Genomic DNA, 13,533 nt, shown 5'->3' with positions numbered 1-13,533 from the left:
TCATTCCTTTGTCATTCTTCCGCTTTGGCTGTTAGGTCAGCTTCTTCTCGATCAATCTCCACCAATCCTGCAAACTCGGTTTCGCTGCTAATTCCATAAAACTCACATCAAGGCCCGCCTGTTGCCAATCTCCGACCAGCGACATCATGCGTACCGAATCCAAACCAAAATCAAGCAAACTATCCTCTGGCGTCATCTCATCGGCCGGTACCTCTAACAGCGCCGCTAACTGTTGAGTAAGTTGCGGTTGCGACTGAGGAATCACAAAATCACCAGCTGCGAGTTCGTTCGCACTTGCCACTTGTTCGAGCAATTGCTGCTTGTCCAAGACATAACCGCATCGACCCGCCACATAGTTGAGCGCCATGTCATGATCGCTCGCTGAGAAGTCAGCAACGGCATCGGAAACCATGAAAGCTTTAATGTCTGTCATGAACGCTTCTGCCGCGGTTTGTAAACAACCGATGTGAGCATAAATACCCACGATAATTAGCTGATCACGCTCCGTTTCATCCATCATGGATTTAAGTGGCGTACGTTGAAACGCACTGTAACGCCATTTGGTGTAAACGGTGTCCTGCTCCGTTGGGGCAAGTGCTGGGGAGATTCGAGTAATGTTGTCATCCGCTTTTAAACCGGGACCCCAAAAATCGGTCAATAAAGCGCGATCTTCTTGGCGTTGGTCACCGGGCTGCGCGGTATAAACCACTGGAATGCCGGCATCAATACATGCTTGTTTGATCTCTTGAATGTTGCGAGTCAACGTTTGAATCAGCTCGCTGTCTGCATCGTAGAAATTGAGAAAGTACTGCTGCATATCGTGGATTAACAAGACGGCACGATGTGGTTCTACTGACCAGTTAACGCGATTTTCTGGCTTCACTTTCGTTAGTGAGTAACCAGAGATAGATGGAATGGCCATTGGGCTTATCTCCAAAGTAATCAAAATGCCAAGCACACCAAATCAACCTTGGTGTTTCGACCTTGGTTAAACGAGTTCGAGTAATTTATTTTTATTCACTTTACCTACTGGCGTTTTGGGTAATACATCAACAAAAACGACCATATCTGGGATCTTAAAATCAGCCAGCCCACGCCCTCGTAAGAAACGCTTTATCTCGATCGGTTTCGGGGCTTGCTGCGGGCAAACTAAGGCAGCACAACTGCGCTCCCCAAGGTAATCATCTGGGATGGCAATAACAGCAGCATCATGGACACAATCGTGCGCCAGCAAATGGTTCTCGACCTCTTCTGCTGCGATTTTTTCACCCCCTCGGTTAATCTGATCTTTGTCGCGACCAACAACTTTCAAATTGCCCTCTTCAGTCAGCAGTACCACATCGCCAGTACGGTAGTAGCCTTGCTCGGTGAATGAACGCTGATTGTGCTCAGGAGCCCGGTAGTAACCTTGAATGGTATAAGGTCCACGCACGAACAAAATACCTTCCGTACCTTGCGGGACAGGGTTACCCATTTCATTGAGTATCAACAGCTCATCAGCAGGTGACATTGGGCGACCTTGCGTCGTGACAATCACGGACTCAGGATCATCTAGACGGGTGTAGTTAACTAGCCCTTCAGCCATGCCAAATACTTGCTGTAAGGTACAACCAAGTTCAGGTTTGATACGCTTTGCCGCTTCCTCACTAAAACGAGCCCCCCCAACTTGCAGCACTTCTAATGAAGTAAGGTCATGTCGAGTTCTTGCGGCTTCATCGAGCCACAATAGTGCCAACGGTGGCACTAAAGCGGCTACGGTAATTCGGTACTTTTCAATCAAAGAAAAGGCAGTTTGAGGGCTTGCGTCTGGAGCAAGTACAACGGTGCCACCCGCCATAAAACAGCCCAACGCACCGGGAGAACTCAATGGGAAATTGTGGGCGGCCGGTAAAACACAAAGGTAACGCGTATTTGGCGAGAATTGGCAAACCTCATTGCTCGCTCGCACACTGTATAGATAGTCGTAATGTGTGCGAGGAATAAGCTTAGGTGTGCCAGTCGTACCACCCGATAATTGGAAAAAGGCAAAATCTTCACCGCGATGAACTTGAGGTTCAACATTGTCTAGCAAGAGCGCTCTAAGGGCTACGCTACCAATCGGCATGGCACTCATGTCACCCGCCCAAACGATGTTCTTTAAGCTTGGTAATTCAGACGCTACTTGCAGCGCAATATCAGCCGTATCGACGCCGAGTTGAGGAGCAGTGATTAACGCTTTTGCCTGTGTAAAATGACAAAAGTATCGAATCTCCGAATAACGATGAGCGGGTAACGCAAGCACAGGTTGAACGCCAATTTTAAGCAGTGCAAAAAAGCTAATGTAAAACTCGCCTATGTTAGGCAAATGCAAAACGACCTTGTCGCCAGATTTAAGATTCAGAGTCGATTGGAAACCAGCAGCTAACTTATCAACATGCTCAAGTAACGATTGGTACGTCCACTGTCGCTCCCCGTCAACTAGAGCAACATGGTTAGGAGAAATAGAGACGCTTGCCTCAAGCATCTCTGGAATGGTTTGCTCTGTCCAAAAACCCGCTTGGCGGTATTGCTTTGCTAAACCTTCTGACCAAGGTGTAAAACCAGAGGCATTCATGCTTAAGCAAGTCATTGAACTACCTCCATATTCTCACGGATTTCAATACCCAGCGCGTTCAATACAGTGCGCATTTTATTTCCTGTTTCTTCAAGCTCACTTTGTGGCTCAGATCCGGAGACGATCCCAGCTCCGGCATAAACTCGAATACGCTTCTTCTCAACTTCAGCGCAGCGGATAACAACAACCCATTCGCCATTACCACGAGCGTCTACCCAACCAACAAGACCCGTGAAATAGCCCCGATCAAAGGGCTCCACTTGACTGATGAAATCGTAAGCTTGAGCCGTAGGATAGCCACACACGGCAGGCGTTGGGTGAAGCGCACTCGCCAATTTCAGAACGCTGGTATTGGCATCGGACACCGTCCCTTCAATACGAGTCGAAAGGTGCAACATGGCTTTGGTTTCAATAACCGACGGCACCATAGGCACATAAAGGTTATGACACCAAGGTTGAAGCGCTTTTTCTACCGCATCGACCACTACCGCATGCTCATGAAGATCTTTGCTACTCTCCATCATGAGCTCGCCTTGCTGCTGATTCATTGATGCATTTTCACAACGTCGACGAGAACCTGCCAGAGGATTTGAGCACACATGAGGACCTTTGCGGGATACCAGTAATTCAGGGCTGGATCCCATCAAATAAGCGTCAGAATGACCACCGCCGATACGAGTAGAAAAGGTATAACCACCAGGATTTTGCTTGAGTAAGGTTTTGAGGAAGCGAGCTCGATCGATTTCATCTTGTGTATCCACTTGCATCGTGCGTGACAACACCACTTTATCAAGAGCGATGTTTTCTTGGCTGCAACGATGAGTGGCAAGCTCAACACTATGCATGTATTCAGTAGGCGTCGGGATAGGTTGAATAGAAGAAGGATGACAGTCGTTGCAACCATCGACATCTAATACTTTATCCGGTCTGATCGGCGACGTCGTGATCAAACGCTCAGGGACGATAAAGTGCACAGGATTATGTTCAGAAAACGGTATTACACCAACGGCAATAGGGTTGTCATTCCCCTCTTCCTTCGCCGATTCTAGTAATTTGCTAATGTGAGTATCTAACTCTGAGAATTTAACTTGTTGGGAAAATTCTGCAGCAATGCCTTGTGTAAGCAACGTCACCGTCGGTGAGCTAAAGAAGAACGAAGCGTCATCCGTATGGGCGTTGAGAAACTCTGTGAGCATAGTACTGCTTCCCATGGAGTTACGAAGCATAATCATCTCTCAAACTGTATTAAACATAGCGTCCTAAATGAGATTCCTTCTCATTTGAAGAATGAGACTACACACCTAGTTACAATTATTCAATCATTTTTGATAATAATTATCATTCGCATAACTTATAGTTTTATAAATTAATATTCTTAAACAAATAGAACCTCAAACAAACAATTCACCATATTTATATCTAAGTAACTTCAAATCTAAGCAACTTCAAGGTGGAGGATTCAGAGCGAGTTACCTTGGTTCGTATGCATCGTTAACAATTTTTGATTTGGATCCATAGCCAAAAAGAAAGGGCTAACGCCATCAGCCGTCAGCCCTTTCTCAATCTTTATTTCAATTAACAGCGCATCAGTTGTTATCAACAAAGCCGTACTTCTTATCACTTAATGAGCGAATCTCATTGAAGCGGTCTTGCGTCTTCCCACCGATAATATCGACGCGTCTTTGCATCTCATTTACCCACTCCCGATCTTCCATCACATCACGAGGGAATACCGTTGTTCGTTGGTTATCACCCAGATAAAGAAAAGCATCAAACAAACCACCGACTTGGGCGTCCATGTCGTCCATCGCAGCAAGCTTATAACGGGCTTTTGGTAATAAATCGATAAACCTCAGATCAGCAATCGGACTTTTTGCGACCTCAAGAAGCGCCGGAGCTTTTACGTCATGAAACGTCTTCACCACTTCTGGTTCCGTCATTGGCCAAATCAAGTAGGTACTATTGGGAAACGCTTGCTCTAATCGTGTCGCCAATGGCCAAGCACTGGCTTGTGTTTTTGCAACGTAATCCCGCGGCGCATTCACCAAATGGAAAGCCCCAAAAATCAACAGTGCTTTCTGATTGTATTGTATACGCTCAGCAGCAACTTGATAAAAATGATCCGTCTTGTTTTTAGCAGCTTGCTGCCATACCTTTTCATCACTCACAGTGCTCCAATCAAACGGTGCTTCGGCTAAATGCACATGGATTTTTTTCCCTTTAGGTAGCGTTTGATTTCGCACTTTTATCGCTTTGAAGAAATCGGCATAAGCATCTGGCATCCAAGCCATAAAGTAGATCGAACCTCGCAAAATTGAGCGAAGCTGTTCATCACTCACGTCCCCACCAGCTAAGTAGTTATCCAGTACAGGTTGGTACTTTGCATTGCCAAACTCCACCACAATATGCGTGACCTGATCTGAAAATGCAGGAGTCGAAACCAGCTCAGTTGCATAGCGCAAGAAAGCATCATTCCAATGATAATCGCCAATACCCACAAAGTTATGTTGCTTAAACGCATTAAGAATCGCAGCGTCTGCTGATTTAGCTTGCTCGACCACTTGTTCGACTTTTTGCTCGGACAGATCTACCTCTGCGTAGTGTGGTAAATACTCACATCCAGCCAACCCGACAAGCCCTAACGTGAGCAACCAAGGTTTGATTTTCCAACCTAGTTTGTTCGTCAATTTCATTACCTCCTTGTTAACATTATGACAACGATAACAAAAATCATTATCATCTATCTAGTTTGGATGTGATATTTGCAGCACGAAGGGAGAGGGTTATGAGTGAAAACAACACAGAATTCAAAAGTAAACTGTGCCTAGTGACTGGTGCAGGGCAAGGTATTGGACTTGCCTGTGCCAAAAGCTTATTGGAACAAGGGGCTACTGTGATTGCCTGCGATATCACGCAAGCTCTGCTAGAGGAATTCAAACAATCTTTGCCAAAAAAACAGCAAGCTCGAACGTTGCTACTTCCCTTTGACTTAGCCAACACCACAGCCGTTCAGTATGCGTGTCATTATCTTGCTCAAGACAAGCTCATTCCTGACTACGTGATTACATGCGCCGGTGCGCTACATCTTGGTTCTGTTCTGGAACTCCCTCCTGAAGCGCTCATTAAAACGTTAGACGTGAACCTAAAGGGGACCATGCTACTGACACAACAACTGGCGAAATTGCTGGTTCAAAATAACAAAAAAGGCGCAATTGTTGCGGTAGGTTCGAACGCAGCAGACACCCCAAGAGTCAACATGTCGGCGTATTGTTCGTCTAAAGCGGGACTTCATATGTGGATGCAATGTTTGGGGTTAGAACTCGCGGCATACGGCATTCGCTGTAACATTGTTAGCCCAGGCTCAACCAGAACAGCGATGCAAGAACAAATGTGGAATGAGTCCTATGGAGAACGAGAAACGATTCAGGGTAACTTAGCGTCACACCGGATTGGTATTCCTTTGAACAAGATTGCAGAAACCAAAGACATAACCAATGCGATTGAATTTTTACTGAGTGAGAAAGCGGGTCACATTACCATGCACGATTTAAGAGTGGACGGCGGAGCAACTTTCTAGTTGCTCCAGATTTAAGAGAATGAGCTAGCCTAAGAACTTAGGATGCAGTCCCTTTTCTAGCTTACGTCTCACTTTATATGACACATCGCCTAGTGTGATTTTCCCAGCGTTATTGCGGTCGATCCCTGCATTCTGGCGATAAGCAATTGATCCTTGTTTAAATAATACATGAGCAGCGGGTTTACCAATAGCCGCAGGATACAGGATCGCCATATACACATCCTCAAGAGAAGACAGGCGGTTTCGGTAAGGCATAAAATACGCTTTCACATAATCGAGTTGCTCTAACGCACTCATTTGAGCAAGCTTCTTTGTGCTCGTACCAAGTGCTTCCGCGGTTGATGGCATAAATTGAATCAAACCCGTCGCCCCACTCCCCGAGCCGTTTTTAATGCTGGGGCTGAATGTCTCTGCTGTTTCAAAAGCCATGCAAGCCATCAGATGATTTGGATCGATGTTGAGATCTCGGGAAATATCATTCACCTTACTTTTAAACTCAGGAGATACGCGACTCCCCCAAGCAAGAGCATCTACAGAAGGCGTCGAAAAGGGCACAGGAACATGACCTTTCTTGTAGAAAAATGAAGATGGAGAGAGGATTTTTAGAATTTTCTGATTCTTTTGAGTGAACGTATCAGAAAGGGGAAAAACCTTATCTTTCTTGTGTTTAAGCTGCTTAATTTTTGTCAACTTATACAATAACTTAGAAACCGTTTTCACGATAAAACCACATTTGGAAAACATGCTCCAAACTGTAATCCATTTCTCACTTATTTAACATCGTTATCAGTAATAACAAACAAAAGTGTGAGATAGATCTTTTTAGCTTTCTGAGAGCGAACGAAGAAAGGACATAAATGCTGATTTCATCTTCATTCGTGTTCAATTTATAAACCTTTAAATATTACCCCTCTATGGTGACCTAAGTAACGCTTATGTCTATGATGCACCTGAAAGGACATGTCTTCTTGTAATCCAAGAACCTCGGGTTTCTCTAGATAACTTGAAATCAAAACCTTCCCACTATCATTGAATGATATGAATCCAAGATCGAATGCCTTATCGATATTTGGAATTAACAACAGCCCGTTAAATCTATCTAATCGCTCTTCGTTATCCGATTCACGCCAAGGCTTAATATGAGATGCCAATAGCAACTGCGTGTTCTTAAAACCCGTAACGGCACAACCCCCCCACATATCAATTAATTTTGACCTGAAGTGCCCCTGTCCCATTCTTGTATTAACTAAAATAGTCTTTTCCGTCGAGCTGAGCTGCTTATCGTTCATTACTTGTCGAATATCTGCATTAACATCTATCTGAGATAAGTCGACAAAAAAGTTTTCGTAGTGAGAAAGCGCAGCACTGTACATCCCTTTCCCCTTGATATCTCGAATTTTAAACTCAGGTAAACTTTGGGCTTTGAGCTTATAGTTCTTAAATTCGCCGTATGATTTCACATCTGTAATTGGTTCTTGAATCTGTCCAGCATCCATAAGCCAGTTCGATATTGAACCACGAATTGCGCCCAAATAGTTTTTCGCTGTTTTCTCTGATTTACCTAGGTCAATCAACCAGCGATAAAACAAAGACGCTAAATCTGAAAGGTTTGAAACAAGAGCATCTTTCAATTCATTTGAAACGATATAGCTACTCATATACTCATAAAGCTCATCATCAAGATAAGCATAAGCAATCGCTTTTGACGAGTATCGTTTGGTAGATTCCGCTTGAAAACCATCATTGTAAGACAAGTGCCAAAATCCCTCACTTCTCAGAAAAAAGTAAGGATTTTCCGGTGTATCTCTATCATTCCCAGTAGCAAAGTTTGCTAAGTGATGAGTGAAACGCTCTTTGAGGACCTGATTAAACTCTATTTTGTTGGAAGAGATATGTCCCGCCTGAATGAGCTCCATAACCGTGAGCAACATGCACACTTTATGAGGGCTCTTTTTCCCATTAGAGCTATTCATATTCAGGCTACGGAATTTATCTACATAATATTGAAGTGACACGGCTTGTTCTTCTTTCACTTTAAAATCACAACGGTTTGCCAGTAAACATCATCCCTCTTGAGCTGATCTTTACTGTCAGAAACTTGTCTAACGATAAGCGCATTGTTCTTTGCCAACTGCTCTAACTCTTGAACAGAAACAGGATAAGCTTTGCGCCCATCAGTGAACTCTCCATGGCGAAGGCTTATGACCAATCGACCATTGGGCGCAAGCAGATTAGAGAGCTTACGGAAAGCACGTTCACGATGAGAAGTAGCAAGATGCATCCAAACCGCGCTCACTAACACAAGATCAAAGCGAAGCCCCAAGTTGGTGGTTTTCTCAAGTGCTGGCAAAGAATCTTCCAACCAAACGACAGAATCATCAGTTTCAGCTTTTCCTAGTTTTAACAGCGACGTTGCAGGTTCCAGCGCAATAACCTCGCAGCCTTTTTTGGCCATCCATTTAGCATCTCTTCCGGAGCCTGCGCCAACATCCAACACACGATCACCAACAAGAGGCCAAAAAGCCTGCCAACTTGTATGCACTTGCTCAAAAGTTGTTGAATCATATTGCTCTGCTAATGAGCCAGCATTCTGATTATAAAAATGAAAAGTCGAAGACATGGTTGTGCTGCTGTTATTAAACTCATTAAATCATAAGGTTAAACGAGGACAGACGCCATCATGAGTGTTTAAAAATTTAGGTTCAACCGACGAAAAAGCCCCGCGATTTTTTGCGGGGCTTCGGTATTAAAAAGAGTGGGAGGATTACATCCCCTCATCTCTCACTAGCTCAGCTAGGGTCGCTAAGCGTTGTTCACTCTGTTTTACGTATGGGTTGGCTTCATCCCACGCGTAACCCGCAAGAATCGCGCTGATCATCTGTTTGATACGTGGATTGGGGTTTTGGTAGAAGATAACATCTTGCAACATGCCGTTGTACCAACCTTCCACGTAAGTACGGAAAGTATTGACGCCCACCATTAGGCGATCAGCATAATCAGATTGCCAATCGACCGTTTCACCATTTAGCTGGCGTTCAATGCAGTCTGCTGCAAATTGTGCTGACTTCATGGCAATAGTCACGCCTGAAGAGAAGACAGGATCAAGAAACTCACCAGCATTACCAAGCAACGCGTAGTGTGGTGTCGCTAAGTGTTTTACGTTCGCTGAATAGCCACCCAGTTCACCAGCAGGATTTGAGTACTGAGCTTGGTTAAGGAGTTGCGCAAGCCCTGGTTCTTCACTTGCTAACTGCTTAAGAGCGGCAATCTTATCCTCGGGATAGTTTTCAAAGAACGTCGGTTCGCCAACCACACCAAATGAGCAAGTACCATTTGAGAACGGGATCAACCAATACCACACATCATGATTTTCAGGATGCACAGAGATCAGGATCTTGTTGCGATCGTATTCAATCCCTTCTGCAGTAATGTTGTCTTCAATGTGCGTAAAAATTGCTTTTCTTGGTGGCAGGCATGAAGGCTCTTCTAGCGCGAGCAAACGAGGAAGAACGCGACCAAAACCACTAGCATCTAGCACGTAATCGGCTTCAATTTGGTAAGCTTGTTTGTCAGCGTCAAGCACATTAAGAATCGACTTGGCACCTTCAAAGTCGATGCTTGTCAGTTCGTGCTGGTAACGAATTTCAACACCTTGCTCCACTGCACTGTCTGCCAGTACTTTATCGAAGTTACCGCGTTGAACTTGGTAAGTGGTACCCGGTCCTGCAGTGAATTTGTCGGTGAAATCAAATTGGGTATAAACGCCATTGCGACGAAACGCAGCACCATCTTTGTACTGGAATCCATATTGGTTCACCGCTTCCAACATACCGGCTTGCTCTACCACTTCCATGCAGGCAGGAAGAAGGCTTTCACCGATCGAAAAACGTGGGAACAACGCTTTCTCAATCACAACGACATTAATTCCGCGCATATTGAGCAATGCGGAAACGGTAGAACCTGACGGTCCTGCACCAACGACGACGACTTGCTTTTGTTCTTTTATCATTCTGCTTTCTAGTTTGCTTGTAGTTTTAATAACGTATGACCGAGACCAATGTTGTCGGTTCTTTCTGTCACGACTAAGCCTGCCGCTTCAACAATTTCCAGGAAATCATCGCTGCGGTAGAAACGACTGTTGCCGTTTGCTAAACAGGTAAAGTAAAGCGAGGTCGCATTCAAGCTATAAGAAGCACCCGCGTATTTTTGTGCATCCCAGAACAGTTCTAAGATATACACCGTATCGCCTTCTCGAAGCTGCGCTTTCACTTTCTTAAGAATATTGAGAATTTCGATTGGTGAGAAGCAATCAAGGAATTGACTCATCCACCAGATATCAGCGTGCTCAGGTAACACTTGAGCTTTATCCAGCATGTTGGCTGGGAATGGAGTGATGCGCTCACTCAGTTGATTTTCCTTGGCATTTGCCATCGCAACTTCTAGCTGCTGAGGAAGATCAACAATTGTAATGTTCACATCTTGATCGTGGTTACAGCACTGCATTGCCCACTTACCAGTATTGCCACCAATGTCCACAATGTGACTTGGTTTATTAGCAAATACTTCTTTAAGTAATAGTGGGAAAGAGCGATCAGAGTAAAAGTGGTCAAACTTGAACCAGCTTTGTTTCGCTTGTTCTGGCAATGTTGATAACCCTTGGTAAATGGTTTCCCAATCACCAAGTTCTTTAAGACCTGACGGCTTGCCTTCTTTGATCGCATCCGTTAGGTGCATCATAGCGGCGTAACAAACATCGGCAGTGAAATCCATGTTTGCTTGCGTCATGCCATCATAAAGTAAGTAAAAGCCTAGGTTAGCCAAGGAATAGTTAGGTTTTTCCCACAAAACAATGTGCGCACTAATGGCCATATCCAACAATACTTTCACGCCGTATTCAGACACACCCGTTTTTTCTGCAATTTCTACAGCGTTCATACCCTTTGAGCCTGCACTGTCGAGCGCGGCTAAGATACCAAGTTCTCTTAATGTTCTCGCAGTGTGGAAAACGATAGGGGCAAAAGATAATTTTTGAGCTTCTGTTTTAGCTTCAAAAGCGTTGAAAGGATCAATATTTTGATTTAACACGAAAAAACCTAACTTCAATTAATATAATTATTACTGGGACTCTGCGCCTAAAAGTGCAAGCGCGCGTTGAATATCAACATTTAAGTTGTTCACCCAACGGTTGTAATTACGATGGATTTTGCCATCACTTGCTTTTAGATTTACTGAGTTGAGATAAATAATTGAATAATATTTGTTGCTATATGGAATTTTTACTTCCGCAAAGTGACTACGAACGTTGATTTTTGCAATTAATACACCTGGGCTTGTTTCTTCAATCGTCCAACCGCGATTAGTTGCTGATTGAACAATCGCCGCTTTTACTTGTTTATTTTGAAGATCATAAGCAACTGGAGTATCCTCCACATTCAATACAGGTTGCACTCGGCCACAACCGACAAGAAGCAAAGTTAATAGCACTGATATAAACAGCTTTAAACGTGACATGATAATTTCCTTTATTATGGTTTCTGCTGAAGCTTAAATTGTATCGAGCGGTAAAATAAAGCAATTTAATCAAATATGCCAAACTCCAAGATCAAAATTTCGTTTAATATCGACGCTTGGTCAGCTAACTCTCAAGGGCTTAGTCAAGTCGATGAGTGGAAACAATGGACCTCTACCGGTCAGTGGCCAGAAGAAGGCAAACTGAACGTATCTGATATCCCACCTATGATGCGCAGACGTATGAGCCAACTGAGTAAGTTAGCGGTTCAAACGGCGATTGAGTTGCTCAAGCAGCACGATGTTGACTACCTTGTTTTCTCTAGCCGTCATGGTGAACTTCATCGCAGTGTGGCGTTGGTAGAAGACATCCTCAAGGGTGAAGAAGCTTCGCCAATGGCATTCTCTCAGTCTGTGCATAATACCGCCGCGGGGCTTGCTACCATCGCAACTAAACAGCCGATCCCTCTCACCTCTATCGCAGCTGCTGAAAATACCTTCCAAAGCGCGTTAATCGAAGCGTGGCTATTCCTGTATGACAACCCTGACAAGAAAGTTCTGATTGTCGATTTTGATGAGCCACTCCCAGAGTCATATTCTGAGTTTGAAACGCACGCTTACCATGGATATGGTTTAGGTCTGGTGCTTTCTCATGGCGATACTTTTAGCGTTCAAGCAACAACCGAGAAAACAGACGAAGATGCCTTTCCGCAAGGGCTTAGCTTTATTCAGCACTTTTTATCATCAGCAAACAATTGGACGATTCATTCGCCTCAACAATCATGGGAATGGCGTCGTCAATGAGAATGTTGAATCAATATTGGCGAGTATTCGCGACAGGATTTTGTTTCTCGGTTTTTGGTTTAGGTGGCTTGGCACTCAGCTTTATCGTCATTCCACTTATTCACCTGACTACATCGGATATAAAACAGAGAGAATATAAAGTTCAAGGGGCGATTCAATATTCTTTCAACACTTTTTGTAATTTGATGAAGCTTTGCGGCGCAATTGATTACCAAATCATTGGTGCCGACATTCTTCAACAAGATAAAAACTGTCTCATAGTTGCGAACCACCCAAGTTTAATTGATTACGTTTTGATCGCATCCCAATTAAAGCGCTGCGACTGTTTAGTTAAGTCCGCAATTTGGGCAAACCCATTTATGAAGCACATTGTTAAGGCTGCAGGTTATATACCCAACGAAGCACCTGATGATTTATTAGCAATGTGTGAAGAAAGATTTGACGATGGTAACGTTTTGCTTATTTTTCCTGAAGGCACAAGAACCACTCCAGGTGTAAAATCGAAATTACAAAGAGGCGCTGCGCAAATAGCGGTTAGAACCGAGCGAGATTTGCGTGTCGTACATATTACGGTCACGCCAAGCTTCCTGACAAAAGAGAAAAAATGGTATCAAGTTCCAAAGACAAAACCATTTTTCAAGGTTGAAGTTAAGGATAAAGTTGAGATTGAGCCTTTTATAAAGCAAACTACGTCCCCAACGATAGCGGCTCGTCGCTTACAACAGCATTTGGCTGAAACTATATTTCCAGAAAATTCGTAATTATAAGCAGGTCCCAGTGGAACAATTACACAACGATATCAAGCAACTTATTATTGACGCTCTAAACCTAGAAGATTTAACCGTCGACGATATTGAAACAGAAGCACCACTTTTTGGTGATGGTCTTGGCTTGGATTCTATCGATGCTCTTGAACTTGGATTAGCAATTAAAAAGCAATACAACATTGTCATTGATGCAGACGATTCGAACACTCGTGAGCACTTCGCTTCTGTAGCTAACCTTGCGAAGTACATTTCTTCTCAAACCTCTTCTCAAGATAATGAATAGT

13 protein-coding genes and 1 pseudogene are annotated in these 13,533 nt (G+C 44.0%); 4 read left to right on the top strand and 10 right to left on the bottom strand.

Annotation, left to right across the window (positions count from 1 at the left end):
- Positions 1-31: 31 nt before the first annotated feature.
- From NL647_RS10825 to NL647_RS10810, 4 genes are all read right to left on the bottom strand, one after another.
- Positions 32-922, bottom strand: coding sequence for an isochorismatase family protein (locus NL647_RS10825; protein ID WP_050921964.1), 891 nt, complete (start codon positions 920-922; stop codon positions 32-34).
- A gap of 66 nt (positions 923-988) precedes the next feature.
- A complete protein-coding gene (locus tag NL647_RS10820) occupies positions 989-2,608 on the bottom strand; it encodes a (2,3-dihydroxybenzoyl)adenylate synthase (protein WP_253650134.1) in 1,620 nt (539 codons plus the stop codon).
- The gene (locus NL647_RS10815) at positions 2,605-3,825 is read right to left on the bottom strand and encodes an isochorismate synthase (RefSeq protein ID WP_017818985.1); all 1,221 of its coding nucleotides are present in this window, start codon (positions 3,823-3,825) and stop codon (positions 2,605-2,607) included. Before NL647_RS10815 ends, NL647_RS10820 begins: the two co-directional genes overlap by 4 nt.
- 354 nt (positions 3,826-4,179) lie before the next feature.
- Positions 4,180-5,286, bottom strand: coding sequence for a hypothetical protein (locus NL647_RS10810; RefSeq protein ID WP_253650133.1), 1,107 nt, complete (start codon positions 5,284-5,286; stop codon positions 4,180-4,182).
- A gap of 92 nt (positions 5,287-5,378) precedes the next feature.
- Between NL647_RS10810 and NL647_RS10805 the strand changes: the two genes are divergently transcribed.
- Entirely contained in the window at positions 5,379-6,170 is a 792-nt protein-coding gene (locus NL647_RS10805) for a 2,3-dihydro-2,3-dihydroxybenzoate dehydrogenase (protein ID WP_253650132.1), read from the top strand.
- A gap of 24 nt (positions 6,171-6,194) precedes the next feature.
- Here NL647_RS10805 and NL647_RS10800 read toward each other — a convergent pair whose 3' ends face one another.
- From NL647_RS10800 to NL647_RS10775, 6 genes and pseudogenes are all read right to left on the bottom strand, one after another.
- Entirely contained in the window at positions 6,195-6,914 is a 720-nt protein-coding gene (locus NL647_RS10800; RefSeq protein WP_239911750.1) for a transglycosylase SLT domain-containing protein, read from the bottom strand.
- Positions 6,915-7,057: 143 nt separating this feature from the next.
- Positions 7,058-8,185, bottom strand: coding sequence for an HNH endonuclease (locus NL647_RS10795; protein WP_026000136.1), 1,128 nt, complete (start codon positions 8,183-8,185; stop codon positions 7,058-7,060).
- A 23-nt stretch (positions 8,186-8,208) separates the two neighbouring features.
- Positions 8,209-8,790 (bottom strand): annotated as a pseudogene (locus NL647_RS10790) (class I SAM-dependent methyltransferase); the annotation flags it as partial.
- A 144-nt stretch (positions 8,791-8,934) separates the two neighbouring features.
- On the bottom strand, positions 8,935-10,179 hold the full coding sequence (locus NL647_RS10785) for an NAD(P)/FAD-dependent oxidoreductase (RefSeq protein WP_050924279.1): 1,245 nt from the start codon (positions 10,177-10,179) through the stop codon (positions 8,935-8,937).
- A gap of 8 nt (positions 10,180-10,187) precedes the next feature.
- On the bottom strand, positions 10,188-11,255 hold the full coding sequence (locus tag NL647_RS10780; protein WP_009696050.1) for a class I SAM-dependent methyltransferase: 1,068 nt from the start codon (positions 11,253-11,255) through the stop codon (positions 10,188-10,190).
- 30 nt (positions 11,256-11,285) lie between these two features.
- Positions 11,286-11,681, bottom strand: a complete 396-nt coding sequence (locus NL647_RS10775; protein WP_005446495.1) for a hypothetical protein — start codon at positions 11,679-11,681, stop codon at positions 11,286-11,288.
- 75 nt (positions 11,682-11,756) lie between these two features.
- Here NL647_RS10775 and NL647_RS10770 point away from each other — a divergent pair, with 75 nt between their 5' ends.
- The 3 genes from NL647_RS10770 to NL647_RS10760 are packed head-to-tail and all read left to right on the top strand — an operon-like array spanning position 11,757 to position 13,532.
- Positions 11,757-12,482, top strand: a complete 726-nt coding sequence (locus NL647_RS10770) for a beta-ketoacyl synthase chain length factor (protein WP_050921858.1) — start codon at positions 11,757-11,759, stop codon at positions 12,480-12,482.
- The gene (locus NL647_RS10765; protein ID WP_005446490.1) at positions 12,479-13,243 is read left to right on the top strand and encodes a 1-acyl-sn-glycerol-3-phosphate acyltransferase; all 765 of its coding nucleotides are present in this window, start codon (positions 12,479-12,481) and stop codon (positions 13,241-13,243) included. Before NL647_RS10770 ends, NL647_RS10765 begins: the two co-directional genes overlap by 4 nt.
- 16 nt (positions 13,244-13,259) lie before the next feature.
- Positions 13,260-13,532 carry a phosphopantetheine-binding protein gene (locus NL647_RS10760; RefSeq protein WP_009696047.1) on the top strand — a complete coding sequence of 91 codons (273 nt, stop codon included), beginning with the start codon at positions 13,260-13,262 and terminating at the stop codon, positions 13,530-13,532.
- Position 13,533 lies beyond the last annotated feature (1 nt).

Source organism: Vibrio sp. Y29_XK_CS5 (assembly GCF_024181835.1).
Classification (GTDB): Bacteria; Pseudomonadota; Gammaproteobacteria; order Enterobacterales; family Vibrionaceae; genus Vibrio; species Vibrio harveyi.
Note: the sequence above shows the minus strand (reverse complement) of the source record. Positions and strands in the feature narration are given on the sequence as shown.

Excerpts from the sequence above, each read along its gene's own strand:
- NL647_RS10825 (WP_050921964.1), bottom strand. The coding sequence starts at position 922 with ATGGCCATTCCATCTATCTCTGGTTACTCACTAACGAAAGTGAAGCCA.
- NL647_RS10815 (WP_017818985.1), bottom strand. The coding sequence starts at position 3,825 with ATGATTATGCTTCGTAACTCCATGGGAAGCAGTACTATGCTCACAGAG.
- NL647_RS10820 (WP_253650134.1), bottom strand. The coding sequence starts at position 2,608 with ATGACTTGCTTAAGCATGAATGCCTCTGGTTTTACACCTTGGTCAGAA.
- NL647_RS10785 (WP_050924279.1), bottom strand. The coding sequence starts at position 10,179 with ATGATAAAAGAACAAAAGCAAGTCGTCGTCGTTGGTGCAGGACCGTCA.
- NL647_RS10775 (WP_005446495.1), bottom strand. The coding sequence starts at position 11,681 with ATGTCACGTTTAAAGCTGTTTATATCAGTGCTATTAACTTTGCTTCTT.
- NL647_RS10805 (WP_253650132.1), top strand. The coding sequence starts at position 5,379 with ATGAGTGAAAACAACACAGAATTCAAAAGTAAACTGTGCCTAGTGACT.
- NL647_RS10765 (WP_005446490.1), top strand. The coding sequence starts at position 12,479 with ATGAGAATGTTGAATCAATATTGGCGAGTATTCGCGACAGGATTTTGT.
- NL647_RS10800 (WP_239911750.1), bottom strand. The coding sequence starts at position 6,914 with ATGTTTTCCAAATGTGGTTTTATCGTGAAAACGGTTTCTAAGTTATTG.
- NL647_RS10770 (WP_050921858.1), top strand. The coding sequence starts at position 11,757 with ATGCCAAACTCCAAGATCAAAATTTCGTTTAATATCGACGCTTGGTCA.
- NL647_RS10810 (WP_253650133.1), bottom strand. The coding sequence starts at position 5,286 with ATGAAATTGACGAACAAACTAGGTTGGAAAATCAAACCTTGGTTGCTC.